Raw genomic sequence first — 15,934 nt, 5'->3', positions numbered from 1 at the left:
ATCCTTTACTCGTTACTGCTGCTTTCGCGTAAACAAGGCCATCATTTCCATGTGATGGGTGAAGGGGAACATTTCTGCTACGCCCGCTTTTTCCATTTCATAACCTCCGTCTATCAACACCTTCGCGTCTCTAGAAAACGTACTTGGGTTGCAAGAAACATACACTATCGTTTTTGGTAGTGCTTTTACAAGCGCATGACAAACGGTCAACGCCCCTTCTCTTGAGGGGTCGAGTAGTACCTTATCAAAGCCCAGCTGTAATGAAGCCTCGACGTTGGTCTTATCAGCCAAATCTAAATGCAGCCACTCTACATTTTCAATGCCCTGTTGCTGTGCATTGTCTTTGGCGCGGCGCACCATCTCTGCCACACCTTCTACCGCCTGGACCTTTGCACCTAACTTAGCAATAGGTAAAGTAAAATTGCCCAGCCCGCTAAACCAATCGGCAACACGCTCGTTGGGCTCTGGGTTTAGCCAACCTATTGCCTGATTAACCATTTTTTCGTTAACCACTTTATTAATTTGAATAAAGTCGTTAGCACTAGGTGAAATCGAGCAGCTATTTACCGTGTTCATCACCATATCAGTACCACGGCCCACACTGCGAATTTGCGCCTGCTTATTTTCAAGCTTTAATTCAATACCGCAGACACCAACTGATGAACTCGTGTTCACCAATTCGCTCACTGCATCAATAAGCTCAGCTTCAAGGGCTTTGGTGTGTTTAATAACAAGATGCGAGGTGTTGTCGCCTGCAATAAGGCTGATATGTCCAATATGACGCGCTGACTCAAACCCTGTAAGCGCATCTCGTAAAGGGCCAATAAGTTTAGATAGCGGGTCGACCAGTATTGGGCAGGTTTCTGCATTGATAACGTTACTGCTATTTGCTTCACGAAAGCCCAACTTAATTTGATTGGGGTTGCGGGCATCTATAGCCAGCCTTGCTTTTCTGCGATATTGAGGGCGAGGACCTGCTAAAGGTGCTTGCCAAACGTGTGGCTTCATTGAAAGCTGGCGTTCCATCATCACTTTAAGAGCACGGTCACGTTGCTCAAGGGCTGCGTCAGGCTTTATGTGCTGTAGCTGACACCCACCACATGCATCAAACACAGGGCAAAAAGGCGCTTGTCTTGCATCACTTGGCGAATGAATGTTTGTCGCCCTGGCGTTAATGACTTTCTTTTTGCTAGATACCACCTCTATGTCGCAGGTTTCTCCTACAAGGGCACCTTCAACAAATACCATCGGATTGCCGCGCACTACGCCATTGCCCATCCAGTCTAAATCTTCAATGGTGACCGTGTTAGGGTTTTGACTTTCACTGGTATCCGCTGCATTTTTGCTTTTCCCAAATCGAAGTCCTGCGACCTGCGCGTTGGCTCTGGCATTCCCTTTTTTTGAAGCGCCACGCTCAGTAAGCGACGTTTTGCCTTTTTGCTTGCTGCGAGATTGTTTAAAAAGGTTTGCCAAGTGTGACTCCGGTTACTTGCTTTACGTGGTTTGATGTTAGTAGAGCTTCTTGCGCGCGCTCACCAAATAGAAGTTGCCTAAGTGGGTTAGGGGCAGTTGCTCTATTCAGACTCTAGTATAACGGTGGCGACAGCATAATGCTGCTCATCTGAAATACTGACCACGCTTCGCGTGATACCTCGGTTTTTGCACATTGCGGCAAACTCGCCAGAAAAATGAAGCTCTGGCGCACCTAAATCGTTATTGCGCACTTCTATATGCTGCCAGCTGATCCCGTTTCCAATCCCTGTACCAAGGGCCTTCACTGCCGCTTCCTTGGCGGCAAAACGTTTGGCTAAGAAGCGAACTGGCGTACCGTGTTCGCTGAACTGCTGCCACTCGGCAGGCGTAAGTACTCGCTTGGCCAAACGCTCATTAGCACCGTCGCCCTTACCAAGTCGCGCTATCTCTACAATGTCAGTACCTAGCCCTGCAATCGCCACGTTATCTGCACCCTTTTGAATTTAAGGTTAAATGCCCGCTCGCGCTTCAAGCATAAGTTTACGCATATCAGCTACAGCCGTATGAAGGCCATCAAACGCGGCGCGAGCAATAATAGCGTGGCCAATATTAAGTTCGATTAACTGAGGGATAGCCGCAATAGGCTTAACATTGTGATAGTGCAAGCCATGACCGGCATTCACTTTAAGCCCTAAGCTATCGGCGTACTCGATACCTTCAACTAAACGCGCTAGCTCTTTATGCTGCTCTTCTTCGCTGGTGGCTTCTGCATATTGGCCTGTATGAATTTCGATGTAAGGAGCGTTACATGCTGCTGCCGCGTCAATTTGCGCTTTGTCTGCATCAATAAATAACGACACCAAAATGTTCGCATTAGCGAGTCGCTCACACGCCGCTTTGATGTTCTCAAAATTCCCAGCCACATCAAGACCACCTTCGGTAGTCAGCTCTTCGCGCTTTTCTGGTACTAGGCAGCAAAAAACAGGCTTTACCTCTTCTGCAATTGCTAGCATTTCTTCGGTTACCGCCATTTCCAGATTTAGGCGGGTATTTATGGTCTGCGCTAAAATGCGTACATCGCGGTCTTTAATATGGCGGCGGTCTTCACGCAAATGAACCGTAATGCCGTCTGCACCTGCACGCTCGGCAATATCCGCTGCGTGCACTGGATCTGGGTAATGCGTACCACGCGCATTGCGTAGCGTTGCAATATGGTCGATGTTAACGCCTAATAAAATCGTGCTCATTTCACCACCTAGCCTGTAAGAGCGATAGAAGAGGTCTGCTCTTCCTGTTTAATACGTTGCTTTAAGGGTAAAAATACCCTTTTAAGGAAAGTCGCAATTGTAGCAAATTTTTTTGTAGAACGTGCTTATTAAGCGTTTGAGTTAAGAGAAAATAATTTAATGCTATTACCGCGGCTTGGGCATAAAAAGCTCGCGGCTTTTAAGTGGCTTTTCACCAATTAGCGGTTTCAGCAAGTCACGGCAAAGCACCTTAGCCACTTTTTTACTTAGCGGCGTAAACTCCCCCTGTGACAAACTAAGCAGCGCTTGTCCGGGAAATCCTCGCATACCGCGGGGACCAGCCATATCTTCGGGAATAGGCACAAAGCCCGCATCTATCTGAAAGTTATAGCTGCCTGTTTCTTCTATGGGCATTTCGTATTCTACGTCAGTAGTAAAGTCGGGCAGTAGCCCCATTTCGTCAAGCAGTGCAAATTCGAACTGTCGCAAGGTCACTTCTATGTCGCACTCATCGCGAAGGGACAGCAGCGCATTTTCATAAGCGTTGTGAACGCCATCGCTGGCAAGCCCCGCCGGCATAACACGATTAGTTAGTTCGTTAACGTACATGGCGCAAAATAACGCCGTTCCCACAAGATTGATGGAGGGTGAAACACTTTCAACGTGACGTAAATTTTTTAACTCCGACTTTCCGCTTAACTGTAAGCGAAGATGCTGAAAAGGTTGAAGCAGGCTTTTCTTATCTGATTTGCTGTTTTTTACCCCTTTCGCCACGGCACTAACACGCCCTTCTTCTAGGGTAAAAAAGTCAACAATATAGCTGGTCTCCCTGTAAGGGCGTCTATGCAGTACATAGGCATTTAACCATTCATTATTCATTGTTGTTCACTGTGTTTTGATTGTGGCCAAAGTGTTACCGCTGGCAACGTTAATATCAGCTGCGCTTAATTCGTACCACTTTCATGGTTTCAAACTCAATGCCAGCCACCTCTTCAACGTGGCGATAGTAGGTTACGTTCACTCGCGCGCCTTTTAAGCTTTGGTATTGCTGTTTACGCCGATAGATAAAAGGGACATCAATACCTTCTAGCATAATGGTGTGGCGAATCCAGTCTCTTTCTTTCTCTTCTCGCTGAACGTGGGAAATCACTTTTGCATTGTCGGTTTGATTCAGCTGACTATGCTTATCCACCAGCTTTTGTCTTTCGCTTTTCACCTTTGCCCCCTTTTTTTACACAACTTTAGGCTTATTGCTCGTTAGGCTTACTGGCCATCCGTCTGCGTGTGAACTCGCTCCTGCTAACGCGCTTCTATTTGCTCTACAATAAGTTGCACGGTTTCCTGACCGCGAAATACGTTGATATCGAGCCGATAGGCAATATGCACGCGTTTGACCATGGCATTCGGCCATGATTTTAAATCAACGTTAAACGCAATAGCATCGACCTCGTTAGCACCGTCACTTTTTAACACCATTTTTAAGTGCTTTTGGCCAACTAAGCGCTGGTCAAGTAGTGCAAATTCACCATCGAATAGCGGTGATTCAAAGCCCTGTCCAAACGGACCTGCTTGACGCAGTAAATGCGCAAAGGGTAAACACAGCTCTTTCGATGACAAGTCACCGTCGGAAAGTAAAGCATGATTTCCATCAAGCTTTGCCATGTGCGCTCGCGCAATATCAACAAAAGCCTGCTCGAAGTCTTGAAGCTTAGCTACGGGCAAGCTTAATCCAGCGGCCATGGCATGCCCGCCAAATTTTTCGATAACGCCAGGGTAGCGCGTATTAACTTCATCAAGTACATCGCGAATGTGCACGCCGGGAATTGAGCGTGCCGAACCTTTAATGATCTCGTCGTCTTGATGGGCAAAAGCAATAACGGGCTTAAGGTACTTTTCTTTCAAACGCCCTGCCACAATACCAATAACCCCTTGGTGAAAGTCTTCGCGATAAACCACCAGTGCGCTTGGCATATCGCCTTCATCCAGCGCCATTTGCTCTAGCACGGTTTCTGCTTGCGCTTTCATGCCGGTCTCAATTTCACGGCGTTCTTTATTAAGCGCATCGAGTTCCGCAGCGATCATTCGCGCTTGAATGGTTTCATCTTCCAACAAGCACGCAATGCCTTGCGACATGTCGTCTAATCGACCCGCGGCATTAAGCCTTGGCCCAACCACAAAGCCTAAGTCAGTTGAGGTTAAGTGAGCGCAATCGCGATTCGCTACTTCGACCAATGCTTTAATGCCAGGTCGACACTTACCCGCCCGAATGCGCTGAAGGCCTTGATGAACTAAAATTCGGTTGTTTTTATCAAGCACTACTACATCGGCCACGGTGCCAACCGCAACAATATCAAGTAGCGACGCTAGGTTTGGTGGCGCTACTCCCGCTCTTTCAAAATGCCCTTGCTGCTGTAACTCGGCTTTAAGTGCTAGCATGATGTAAAAGGCAACGCCAACCCCAGCCAAATTTTTAGAAGGGAATTCACAGCCAGGTTGGTTAGGATTTACTATCGCATCAGCAGGAGGTAGAACATCGCCTGGCAAATGGTGATCGGTAACAACAACCTGCATTCCCAACGACTTTGCATGGGTCACACCGTCAATACAGGAAATGCCATTGTCCACTGTGACAATAACCTCTGCCCCCTGTTTGGCAGCTTCATCCACAATAGGCACGCTAAGTCCGTAACCAAAGTCAAAGCGGTTAGGTACAAGAAAATCAACGTTGTGATAGCCCATGGCTCGAAGCGCCAATATACATACCGATGTACTGGTTGCTCCGTCGGCATCAAAATCGCCCACAATAATAATACGTTTATTTTGCACAACAGCATCAGCGAGAATTTGCGCGGCCTGCGGCATCCCCTTCAAGACATTGAAGTGTGTTAGCCCTTTTAGACCATTCTCCAAGTCATCTAAATTCGCAATATTACGACCGCGATAAATTCTATCGATAACAGGATGTAAGTCGGAACTAAGCGAGGCGCCGGTAACCTCACGGCGAACAATAGGCAAAATCATGAAATACCACTAACCAATACTGTAAATGCAGTTGTCGATGCCAGTTCAAATAGGCTTTAAATAAAAAGACTGGAGTCGGGACACTTGATAATTAGTGCAGATTCCAAGTAAACGCCCGAGTGAACTGCAAAGCAAAACTGTACGAAAAAACGCTAGAAAATATGAGGACGAATCATACCGCAGAAAACAAAAAAACGCACAAAGCGTGCGTTTTTATCATATTTAAGGTTAAGGACTGAATGGCTATTCAGCTTCCTCCAATGCTTTAGCAAGCAACGCAGCTGGCTGATAACCAGGAATCAATGAACCGTCTGGCAGTACGATATTTGGCGTGCCATTCACGCCTAATTTTTGACCCAACATGTACTGCTCTGCCACTTTATTTTTACAGCTTGCGCTAGCTACGTCGTTACCCGCTTTAGCTTTAGTTAACGCTTTTTGCGGGTCTTTCGCACACCACACCGACACCATATCGTTGTAGTTTTCACTGTTTAACCCAGAACGTGGAAACGCAAGGTAGTGTACGGTGATGCCCGCATCGTTGAGTTCATCAATCTCGTTGTGAAATTTACGGCAATAGCCACACGTAATATCAGTAAATACGCTTATTTCATGCTTTTCGTTTTTGGCCTTAAACGTAATAGACGATGATTCCATCTCTTTTACGCCTTCTTTGCGCAGCCCAGAAAGTGCCAGCTCTGTTTCGTTACGCATCTCTTCATCAATGTTAAAAACACGAGCCTGAAGCAGATACTGCCCGTTTTCACTTACGTAAAATAAACCGCGGTTTGTTGATACCTGAACCAGCCCTGATACTGGAGAGTCAGCAATAGTTTCTACATCTAACCCTAGCATTGAGGTTAATTTATCACGGATAGCCGCTTCATCAGCCGCTTGCGCACTAAGCCCTAATAGAGAACCTGCCGCAACTACACTGGCTAACAATACTTTCTTTACTGCTTTCACTAAATACTCTCCATTTTGCCATTTAAGTTCTCTTGTACTTATTGGCTTAACATGCAACTGCTTGAATCGGTACCTTCCATTTAAAGCAATTGCTAAAAATTTTTACATTCATAACGTTCAGACCGTAAAACTTAGCAAAAAATTGCACGTTAAACGCTAATTTTCTTTTAACCTCAGTACATTTAACGTCAACATTTAAATTCAGCCGCGTTAAAGCACTAACGGAAAATGTATTTTCTAAACGTTTTGCATGGCTCGTATCCTATCATAGACCTTTTTATTTTATATACGTCGTCACTGAGCCTCGTCGTACACAGCCCCCAATTTATAGCATTCTTTATTTGTATATTTAGCCACGTGGGTGATGACTGTGGATTAAAGTTTGAAGTCGCTCTGTCGCTACATGGGTGTATATTTGAGTCGTTGACAAATCGCTGTGCCCCAACAGCATTTGTACAACACGTAAATCAGCACCGTGATTCAAAAGGTGTGTCGCAAAGGCATGACGCAACGTGTGGGGAGAAAGGTGCTGCTCAATTCCCGCTTTCACCGCATAGTATTTAATGCGATGCCAAAATGTTTGGCGCGTCATTTTCTGTCCACGCTTGCTTAGAAATACCACATCAGAAGCCTTACTGGCGAGTATCGGTCTTGCTGTTTTAATATAGGTCAGCAGCCATTCTATTGCATCTTCACCAAGGGGCACTAAGCGCTCTTTTTCCCTTTACCCACAACCCTAACTACGCCTTGCTGAAGGCTTATTTGATCCATTGTTAACCCAATAAGTTCACTTACACGAAGGCCGGTTGCGTAAAGCACTTCAAGCATGCTCTTGTCCCGACATTCAATAGGGTCGTCGGTAAGGGGGGCATTTAGCAAATCTTCAACTTGTTGCTCACTGAGTGAAGAAGGCAAAGCTTTGGGTGTTTTCGGATTAGACAGCGCGGAAACTGGGCTATCAACGCGAACCTGCTTACTAATTAGGAATACGAAAAACGCCCGGATAGCGCTAAGCGCACGTTGGGTGCTGCGTGTGGACAGCCCCTTGTCGTGACGATAGGCTAAATAGTCCTGAAGCTGCTCAGTGGTCAGCACAGCGATATCTTTTACGCCTTGATTGTTGCTAAAGATAGCAAGCTTAGTAAGGTCGGTGCGATAGCTCTGCTGAGTATGATCGGACAGTCCTTTCTCAAGCCAAAGCATCTCGATAAAACCATCGATATGCGCCTGACTCGCTGCCGGCACATAAGTTAACTCACGTTGAGTTTTTGCCATCTAAAAGCCACGCTTTTGCTTAATCAGCTCGTAGGCTGATTGAATATCTTGCGCTTTCTTTTTCGCAATTTCCATTGCCTGTTCAGGTAGCCCTTTAGACACCAGCTTATCGGGGTGATGCTCAGACATGCGCTTCCTGTAGGCACGCTTTATTGTCTTTTCATCGTCAGATGCCGCCACACCCAATATATGATAGGCATCATCTAAACTTTGCTGTTCTGAATAGGCTGATTGGCTGTGCTGACGTTGACCTGAATGAGTGCGTTGTCCTGAGCCAGAGTTAGACCGCTGCCTAAAGCGTATTTCAGCTTCATACATTGAAATTAGATAATCTAAATCACGACGCCTAAAGCCTAGTGGCTTCGCTACTTTTTCAAGTACGTTGTATTCTTCCTGTGAAAGCTGACCGTCGGCGAAAGCGGCTTGAATAAGGATCTCTAAGAATACTTGAAGAATATCCCGTCTACCGTGGCTGGCGTCGTAAAAACCTTTCAACGTATCGACTAAAGGAAAGTCTCGTGCTTTGCCTTCTCTAAATGCATCCTGAGCTTCACGACGGGCATCTCCAGTTAAACGCATCTCGTCCATTAATGCTGTGGCGATTTGAATTTCTCTGTCCGTTACTTTGCCGTCAGACTTAGCAAGATGGCCTAACGCACTAAACAAACTATGAAAGAAAATAGCTTGCTGCTTCAGATTGTCCTGATCGGTAAAAAAGCGCCCAAAGCCACCTAGCTGATTGAAGTCTTGGCGATAGGCTTTATCAAAAAAGTGCCCGACTAACAGCCCTAAGATCGCCCCAGGTATTTTAAGAAACATAAAGCCGAACAAGGCGCCGAGGATTTTTCCCCAAATTGACATCGCGTCATACTCCGTTGGTGCACTGTTTAGAAAGTTGATGTTACTGTAGTGAAATCACGCCGTGCAGAGCGCGTTATACCAATCATCATATCAAATACATAAGTTAATTAACTAGGGCTTGTGCAGCTTGAAATCAAGCTTACTGCCACTAATTGCCTCCGTCTTTGATGTGTTGTGCATATAAAAGTGCATTTTTTTGTCTGAATGGTTGGTAATTACGACAGAAGTGCTTAGAATTGAGCGCTTATATAAATAGTAATAGCGAGTGAAAGCTACATTAACTCTTTGCCAAGAAGTAATGTGCATTATCACTGTTTTTTTAAACGTTATGTCGAACTAACCGAGACGGACGTCGTCTTACTTGGGTTTAAAAGCAACATACAACAAAACAGGCCGCCCATTAACGCATGAAAAACACCTGCGCCATGCTTGTTTCCGCGACTCTTTTGCCTACAGTCGCGTTTGCACAGGAAACGACAGCTTCAAATTCTAAACCAACGTCAGATGCAGTCCCTCTTGCATTCTGCTCAGTCGAACCTGTTACTTTCAGTAGCCAGGCATTAATGCCCAAAGGCCACGTTAAGGTTGAAGCTAACCGTACTGAAATTATCCAAGATACCGTAGCGCTGTTTTCTGGTAATGTTGATATCACGTCAGATACTGCGGTAATTAGTGCATCTCAAGCACAAATTAACGGAAGTGGCAGAGACCTTATTGCGAAAGGCGACGTAACGTATCAAGACTCGCAGTTAAAAGTAGAAAGCGATGCTGTGACCCTTCGCTCTGAAGAAGAGCGCTTAGAAATGCAAAATACCCGCTATCAGCTGACGGGTTTTGTGGGTCAGGGAGCCGCAAAAGATATTGTATTAGATACAGACACGGGAATTGTGCTCAAAGAAGTTAGCTTCACTACGTGTCCTGAAGGCGATGAAGACTGGCTAATACGCGCCAGTGAAATTAGTTTGGAAAAAGGGACCGTATGGGGCCAAGCCAAACACACACGCTTCTACATTGCCGATGTTCCAGTGTTTTATTTACCGTATTTTGCGTTCCCTGTTAGCAACGAGCGCCAAACGGGCTTATTGTTTCCAGAGTTAACCAGTTCAAGCAGAACGGGCGTCGACTATACGCAGCCCTTTTACTGGAATATTGCCCCCAACTATGACATGACTATCTCACCGCGATTGATGACCCTTCGCGGTCTTCAGCTGAATACTGAGTTCCGCTATCTAACGGAGCGTAGCCAAGGCAAAGCATACGTGGAGTACTTGCCGAGCGACTCAGATATTAGTGGGAACCCTGACCGATATTTTTATCGCTTGGAGCATCAAGGGCTTATAGCTGACAACTGGCTACTAAACGTTGATTTCAACGGATTAAGTGACGACAACTATTTAGTTGATCTTGGTTCAGATTATTATAGTCGCGCTGACACCCACCTATATCGTAGCATTGGATTAAGTTACTACTCGCAAAATCTATCCGTAAATATGCAGATAAAAGATTTTGAAGTACTGGGTAATACTGCAGATAGCTATCGCGCCGTACCTGAGATCAAAATCAACTACAACAAAGCGTTAGGTGAATATCTAGAGTTCAACCTAGACTCAGAAGTCGCACACTTTGACAATACTCTCGATACCGCTCCAACGGCGACTCGTTTTCACGTTGCACCTACTTTAGCGGTGCCGCTTCGCGCAGCATGGGGTGAACTTGTCGCAGAAACCACGCTTTTTCAAACGGTTTATCAACAAGACAATGTTGAAGGAACTGACTTAAAAGAAGATGTTGAACGCACATTAGGACAAGCTCGCCTTTATGGCGCATTATATTTTGAAAGGGATAAATCGTGGTTCAGCGACGATATGTCGATGACTTTAGAGCCAAAGATTCAATATCTTTATACATCGTATGAAGACCAAACTGCGATTGGATTCTATGACTCAACGCCGCTGTTAACCGACGTTGAAGGATTGTTTAGAGGTCAGGAATTTACTGGCCTTGATAGGATAAGCGATAACAACCAAATCACCCTTGGCGCGACCACACGCATGTTGGATAAAAACAATCGGGAACAATTTGTTCTTAGTGTGGGTCAGATATTCTACCTTGAAGATAACAAAGTCATTGCGGCAACCAAGAATCAAGATCGTTCAGCGCTCGCCGCTGAAGTGGATTGGCGCTTTAATAAAAACTGGTTCTTCCATTCTGATGTGCAAGTGACCACTGACACAGACAAAGTTGACTTAAGCAGCGTGGGTATTGAATACCGCAAAGATGATTCGCGCTTTATTCAATTAAGTCATCGCTATGTTCGCGATCTCAGTGGTGAAACCATAGATCAAATTGGTATTTCGGCAAGCTGGCCTATTTCTGAAAATTGGCAGTGGGTTGGCCGTACTTACCGAGATCTTGAACGCAATAGAAGTGTAGAAACCTATGCAGGTATCCAGTATGAATCATGCTGTTGGGCGGTGCGATTAGTTGCGCAGCGCAGTCTGAACAACCGTTACAATGCTAGCGGCGAACAGACAACAGACGATTTTGATTCTGGAATATCGCTACAATTTATTTTCAAAGGCATCGGGTCATCTGGTACCCAAAGAAGCATGCTTCAAGACGGTATGTTTGGCTATCGTCAGCCTTATAGTTTAAATTAACCCGCAGTTGAGCGCTTACAGCGCTTAAATGCAATCAACCAATAATAAAAGAGTGTGTATGAAGTTCATTATCCGTGCATTGATGTTAGGTGCCCTACTCTCGTTTAACAGTGTTGCGCAAGAGGTCATGCTTGACCGCGTGGCCGTAATTGTTGACCAAGGTGTTGTGCTTGAAAGCGAAATTGATGCCCTTGTACAAGACGTTAAACGCAACGCAGAAGCTAATAATCAACAGCTACCGTCAGATCGTGCGCTTCGTACACAGGCAATTGAGCGTTTAATCACTAAGAGCCTTCAGCTTCAAATGGCAGAGCGTATGGGTATTCGCATTAGCGATCCACAGCTAGAGCAAACCATTAGCAACATTGCAGCGAATCAAAATGCAACGATTGAAGAACTTCGTGCCCAATTAGCGGCAGAAGGTATTGCATACGATGATTACCGCGAAGACATTCGCGAAGAAGTTATCATGGGTGAAGTTCGCCGTGCTAACGTACGTCGCCGTGTTTATATTACACCTCAAGAAATTGAAACCTTGATTGACCTGATGGAACAGCAAGGCGCTACTCAAGCTGAATATCGCTTAGGTCACATTCTTATTGGTTTCCCGCCAGAGCCTACAGATGAAGATATTCAATCAGCACGTGAGCGTGCAGACAAAGTCATTTCACTATTAGAGTCAGGCTCTGATTTTGCTAAAATCGCCATTGCGTCATCATCAGGTAACGAAGCGCTCGAAGGCGGTGACATGGGCTGGCTTAACATTAACGCCATGCCGACGCTTTTTGCTGAAGCTATTCAAAACAAAGACAAAGATGCTCTTGTTGGACCTATTCGAAGCGGTGCAGGCTTTCATATCCTAAAAGTATTAGATACGCGCGGTATCGAGAAAGTCACGGTGGAAGAAGTAAACTCTCGCCACATTCTTGTTAAACCGTCAATCATTCTTAGCGAAGACAAAGCTAAAGCCATGCTAAACCGCTTCAAGGAAGAGGTGAAAAATGGTGAAGCTGATTTTGCAGAGCTAGCTAAAGAGCATTCAGAAGATCCTGGTTCAGCCCTTCGCGGTGGCGAGCTTGGCTGGTCGGATCCAAATAATTACGTGCCTGAGTTTAAAGACGCACTTGCACAGCTTGAGCCTGGAGAATTTAGTGAACCTGTTCGTACCGTGCACGGCTGGCATTTAATTCAGCTTATTGAACGTCGTATTGATGACGCTACCGATAAGCGCAAAGAAGATAAAGCTTACCAGCTTATCTTCAACCGTAAATTTTCAGAGGAAACCGAGAACTGGTTACGTGAGATGCGTGATGCCGCTTACGTAGAAGTTGTCGACTCGTAACAATAAGTTATTCATGAGTACACCAATTAAAATAGCAATAACGCCGGGAGAACCGGCGGGTATCGGGCCAGATTTGATCATAAAACTGGCCCAGGAAACATGGCAAGCTCAGCTTGTCGTGTTTGCCGATGGCGAAATGCTCAAAGCACGAGCAAGCGCCTTGGGGCTGCCATTAACGCTAATCGATTACGATGCCACTAACCCGCAAATTCAAGATGCGGGTTCGTTGTTTATAAAGCAAATAGATAAATCCGTTGACGTTACGCCAGGCGAGCTTGATAGCGAAAACGGTTTATACGTAGTAGAAACTCTGCGCCAGGCGTGTCAGGCAAATATGGATGGCGACTTCGACGCCGTCGTTACCGGCCCCGTACACAAAGGCATTATCAACAAAGCAGGGGTATCATTCAGCGGTCATACTGAGTTTTTTGCGTATCAGTCCAATACCATTGATGTGGTTATGCTTCTGGCAACTGAAGGTCTTAATGTAGCGCTTGCCACCACGCATATTCCCCTTGAGTATGTAGCGAAAGCTATCACCCGAGAGCGTCTTCATAAGGTCATTCATATCATCAACACCGACCTTAAATTGAAGTTTGGCGTTAAAGAACCTCACATTTATGTGTGTGGCTTGAACCCTCACGCGGGTGAAGATGGTCACATTGGCACTGAAGAAATTCATACCATCATTCCGGCGCTTAACGAACTAAGAGAAGAAGGCTTAAAGATCACAGGCCCTCTACCTGCAGACACCATATTTCAACCCAAATATCTGGAAAATGCTGACGTAGTGCTGGCTATGTATCACGATCAAGGCTTACCCGTGCTAAAATATAAGGGTTTTGGGGCTTCAGTGAATATCACGCTAGGGTTACCTTTCGTTCGTACATCGGTAGATCACGGTACTGCATTAGACTTAGCAGGAACAGGTGAAGCCGACGCCGGTAGTTTCAGAAAAGCATTGGAAAAAGCCATCGAGCTTGCACATCATCAACAATGAGTAAAACACACTTAGGCCATACGGCCAGAAAGCGATTCGGACAAAACTTCCTTCACGATGATTACGTGATAGGCAAGATTGTTGCGGCCATCGCGCCAAAAAATGAACAAAACCTGGTAGAAATTGGACCCGGTTTAGGCGCATTAACAGATCCTGTTTGTGAAGAAGTAGATGCACTCACAGTCATTGAGCTAGACAGAGATCTTGCTAAGCGATTGAGACACCATCCATTTAACGGCAATAAGCTAACGGTTATTGAACAAGATGCAATGACCATGGACTTTGGCGCCCTTTCTAAAGAAATGCCAGTCAAAGACAAAAAGCTTCGCGTATTTGGTAACTTGCCCTACAACATTTCGACACCACTAATGTTTCACCTTTTTGATCATGCTCACTGCATAGAAGATATGCATTTTATGCTTCAAAAAGAAGTGGTAAACCGCTTGGCAGCAGGACCAGGTTCTAAGAATTACGGCAGGCTTTCCGTTATGGCGCAGTATTACTGCCACGTCATTCCGGTACTCAATGTTCCGCCGGGGGCCTTTAAGCCACCCCCGAAGGTTGATTCTGCAGTAGTGAAGCTAGTGCCGCATCAGGCTCCGCCAGTAGACGTTGAGTCTGTAAATACGCTTGAGCGCGTCTGTGCACAAGCGTTCAACCAGCGCCGAAAAACCATTCGCAACTCGCTGAAAGACAGTTTAAGTGAAGAGGAGATCCGCGAGCTAGGTATCGATCCTACCTCTCGCGCAGAAGTATTATCACTTAACGATTTTGCCACAATAGCAAACGCTGTGTCGGCAAAAGAGCACCAACAAGAGCAGTAAGTTCTCTATGGATGTACTTGATATTAAGGTGCGGGTGAAAACCCGTCACCTTCCCGACCACCTTCCGTCAGATTCAAAGCAATTTGCCTTCGCGTACCACATTACGATTGAGAACAATAGCGACCATACGGTGCAATTACTCAGTCGCTACTGGAAAATTACCGATGCAAATGGCAAGACATCAGAAGTTGAAGGTGATGGGGTTGTAGGCAAGCAACCTATCATGAAAGCGGGCGAGCATTTTGACTATACCAGTGGCGCTGTCATTGACACACCGGTTGGGAATATGGAAGGCTACTATGTAATGGAATTAGAGAGCGGCGAGCGTTTTCGCGTTCCTATCGACGTTTTCCGATTAGCCATTCCAAGTATTCTTCATTAAGGTTTCTATGTCGCAAGGTAACACGTACGTCATTGGTGATATACAAGGCTGTTACGATGGTCTTCGTCGCGCGTTAGATAAAGTAAAATTCGACGAAGAAAACGATACGCTACTCGCAGTAGGTGATTTAGTTGCTCGAGGAGAAGATTCTTTGAGCACATTGCGCTTTTTAAAGTCTCTAGGCAGCCAGTTTAGCAGTGTTTTAGGAAACCACGACCTTCACTTACTTACCGTTGTAAACGGCATCCGCAAAGCAAAAAAATCCGACAAATTAGAGCCTCTACTTAATGCTTCAGACTTGGCCGAACTTATTGACTGGTTGCGTCAGTTCCCGTTGGCAATGAAGTTAGATGAGCAATCAGTAATGGTGCATGCTGGACTCTATCCTAAATGGTCTATCGATGAGTGCGTTTCACTTAGTGACGAAGTTAGTAACATCCTAAAATCCGACAATTACGCTGCTTTTCTTTCAGAAATGTATGGTAATAAACCCAACAACTGGTCAGATAAACTTAAGGGTGATGAGCGACTGCGTTTTATTGTGAATGCGTGTACGCGCATGCGTTTTGTTCATACAGATGGCACACTCGATTTTGATAACAAATCTCATCCCAGCGCAGTATCCCACAGCACTAGTAGCACGTTAAAACCATGGTTTGAAGTAGAGAATAAAAAGCTCGCTGACGATCAACGAGTGATATTTGGGCATTGGGCAGCTCTGTCGGGCCAAACGAACAGTCATCAATTTATCGGCTTAGATACAGGCTATGTTTGGGGGCAAAGCATGACTTTGCTAAACCTGAACTCCGCTTCGCTCGTGAGTGTTTCTGCCTAAAACCAGAGTATACTGGCTCCGCAATTATCCAATTCGCACATATTTACG

At 45.6% G+C, this 15,934-nt stretch carries 14 protein-coding genes and 1 pseudogene; 6 read left to right on the top strand and 9 right to left on the bottom strand.

What is annotated here, in order from left to right; genetic code table 11:
• Window positions 1-12: 12 nt before the first annotated feature.
• From rlmD to djlA, 9 genes and pseudogenes are all read right to left on the bottom strand, one after another.
• The gene (gene rlmD, locus MASE_RS03210) at window positions 13-1,473 is read right to left on the bottom strand and encodes a 23S rRNA (uracil(1939)-C(5))-methyltransferase RlmD (RefSeq protein WP_014948319.1); all 1,461 of its coding nucleotides are present in this window, start codon (window positions 1,471-1,473) and stop codon (window positions 13-15) included.
• A 101-nt stretch (window positions 1,474-1,574) separates the two neighbouring features.
• On the bottom strand, window positions 1,575-1,955 hold the full coding sequence (gene acpS / locus MASE_RS03205) for a holo-ACP synthase (protein WP_014948318.1): 381 nt from the start codon (window positions 1,953-1,955) through the stop codon (window positions 1,575-1,577).
• A gap of 27 nt (window positions 1,956-1,982) precedes the next feature.
• Window positions 1,983-2,720, bottom strand: coding sequence for a pyridoxine 5'-phosphate synthase (pdxJ, locus tag MASE_RS03200; protein WP_014948317.1), 738 nt, complete (start codon window positions 2,718-2,720; stop codon window positions 1,983-1,985).
• A gap of 165 nt (window positions 2,721-2,885) precedes the next feature.
• Window positions 2,886-3,599, bottom strand: coding sequence for a DNA repair protein RecO (gene recO / locus MASE_RS03195; protein ID WP_014948316.1), 714 nt, complete (start codon window positions 3,597-3,599; stop codon window positions 2,886-2,888).
• Between the two features lie 55 nt (window positions 3,600-3,654).
• Entirely contained in the window at window positions 3,655-3,936 is a 282-nt protein-coding gene (locus MASE_RS03190) for a hypothetical protein (RefSeq protein WP_014948315.1), read from the bottom strand.
• 83 nt (window positions 3,937-4,019) lie between these two features.
• Window positions 4,020-5,741: a single-stranded-DNA-specific exonuclease RecJ gene (gene recJ / locus MASE_RS03185; RefSeq protein WP_014948314.1), complete on the bottom strand. Its 1,722-nt coding sequence runs from the start codon at window positions 5,739-5,741 to the stop codon at window positions 4,020-4,022.
• Window positions 5,742-5,984: 243 nt separating this feature from the next.
• Window positions 5,985-6,707: a bifunctional protein-disulfide isomerase/oxidoreductase DsbC gene (gene dsbC / locus MASE_RS03180; protein WP_014948313.1), complete on the bottom strand. Its 723-nt coding sequence runs from the start codon at window positions 6,705-6,707 to the stop codon at window positions 5,985-5,987.
• Between the two features lie 349 nt (window positions 6,708-7,056).
• Window positions 7,057-7,982, bottom strand: a pseudogene (gene xerD / locus MASE_RS03175) (site-specific tyrosine recombinase XerD).
• The gene (djlA, locus tag MASE_RS03170) at window positions 7,983-8,843 is read right to left on the bottom strand and encodes a co-chaperone DjlA (RefSeq protein ID WP_014948312.1); all 861 of its coding nucleotides are present in this window, start codon (window positions 8,841-8,843) and stop codon (window positions 7,983-7,985) included. It abuts the pseudogene before it with no gap.
• A 407-nt stretch (window positions 8,844-9,250) separates the two neighbouring features.
• Between djlA and lptD the strand changes: the two genes are divergently transcribed.
• The 6 genes from lptD to MASE_RS03135 are packed head-to-tail and all read left to right on the top strand — an operon-like array spanning window position 9,251 to window position 15,886.
• The gene (gene lptD / locus MASE_RS03160; protein WP_014948311.1) at window positions 9,251-11,503 is read left to right on the top strand and encodes an LPS assembly protein LptD; all 2,253 of its coding nucleotides are present in this window, start codon (window positions 9,251-9,253) and stop codon (window positions 11,501-11,503) included.
• A gap of 28 nt (window positions 11,504-11,531) precedes the next feature.
• The gene (gene surA / locus MASE_RS03155) at window positions 11,532-12,845 is read left to right on the top strand and encodes a peptidylprolyl isomerase SurA (RefSeq protein WP_258312597.1); all 1,314 of its coding nucleotides are present in this window, start codon (window positions 11,532-11,534) and stop codon (window positions 12,843-12,845) included.
• Window positions 12,846-12,858: 13 nt separating this feature from the next.
• Entirely contained in the window at window positions 12,859-13,845 is a 987-nt protein-coding gene (gene pdxA / locus MASE_RS03150; protein ID WP_014948309.1) for a 4-hydroxythreonine-4-phosphate dehydrogenase PdxA, read from the top strand.
• Window positions 13,842-14,669: a 16S rRNA (adenine(1518)-N(6)/adenine(1519)-N(6))-dimethyltransferase RsmA gene (gene rsmA / locus MASE_RS03145; protein WP_014948308.1), complete on the top strand. Its 828-nt coding sequence runs from the start codon at window positions 13,842-13,844 to the stop codon at window positions 14,667-14,669. Before pdxA ends, rsmA begins: the two co-directional genes overlap by 4 nt.
• Before the next feature lie 7 nt (window positions 14,670-14,676).
• Window positions 14,677-15,051 carry a Co2+/Mg2+ efflux protein ApaG gene (gene apaG / locus MASE_RS03140; protein WP_014948307.1) on the top strand — a complete coding sequence of 125 codons (375 nt, stop codon included), beginning with the start codon at window positions 14,677-14,679 and terminating at the stop codon, window positions 15,049-15,051.
• Between the two features lie 7 nt (window positions 15,052-15,058).
• Window positions 15,059-15,886, top strand: a complete 828-nt coding sequence (locus MASE_RS03135; protein WP_014948306.1) for a symmetrical bis(5'-nucleosyl)-tetraphosphatase — start codon at window positions 15,059-15,061, stop codon at window positions 15,884-15,886.
• Window positions 15,887-15,934 lie beyond the last annotated feature (48 nt).

This window comes from Alteromonas macleodii ATCC 27126 (assembly GCF_000172635.2).
Taxonomy (GTDB): domain Bacteria; phylum Pseudomonadota; class Gammaproteobacteria; order Enterobacterales; family Alteromonadaceae; genus Alteromonas; species Alteromonas macleodii.
This window is presented reverse-complemented; position numbering and strand designations above follow the sequence as displayed.

What these genes read in the sequence shown, in the direction of transcription:
- pdxJ (WP_014948317.1), bottom strand. Translation starts at nt 2,720, where the DNA reads ATGAGCACGATTTTATTAGGCGTTAACATCGACCATATTGCAACGCTA.
- recO (WP_014948316.1), bottom strand. Translation starts at nt 3,599, where the DNA reads ATGAATAATGAATGGTTAAATGCCTATGTACTGCATAGACGCCCTTAC.
- recJ (WP_014948314.1), bottom strand. Translation starts at nt 5,741, where the DNA reads ATGATTTTGCCTATTGTTCGCCGTGAGGTTACCGGCGCCTCGCTTAGT.
- djlA (WP_014948312.1), bottom strand. Translation starts at nt 8,843, where the DNA reads ATGTCAATTTGGGGAAAAATCCTCGGCGCCTTGTTCGGCTTTATGTTT.
- lptD (WP_014948311.1), top strand. Translation starts at nt 9,251, where the DNA reads ATGAAAAACACCTGCGCCATGCTTGTTTCCGCGACTCTTTTGCCTACA.
- surA (WP_258312597.1), top strand. Translation starts at nt 11,532, where the DNA reads ATGCAATCAACCAATAATAAAAGAGTGTGTATGAAGTTCATTATCCGT.
- pdxA (WP_014948309.1), top strand. Translation starts at nt 12,859, where the DNA reads ATGAGTACACCAATTAAAATAGCAATAACGCCGGGAGAACCGGCGGGT.
- rsmA (WP_014948308.1), top strand. Translation starts at nt 13,842, where the DNA reads ATGAGTAAAACACACTTAGGCCATACGGCCAGAAAGCGATTCGGACAA.
- apaG (WP_014948307.1), top strand. Translation starts at nt 14,677, where the DNA reads ATGGATGTACTTGATATTAAGGTGCGGGTGAAAACCCGTCACCTTCCC.
- MASE_RS03135 (WP_014948306.1), top strand. Translation starts at nt 15,059, where the DNA reads ATGTCGCAAGGTAACACGTACGTCATTGGTGATATACAAGGCTGTTAC.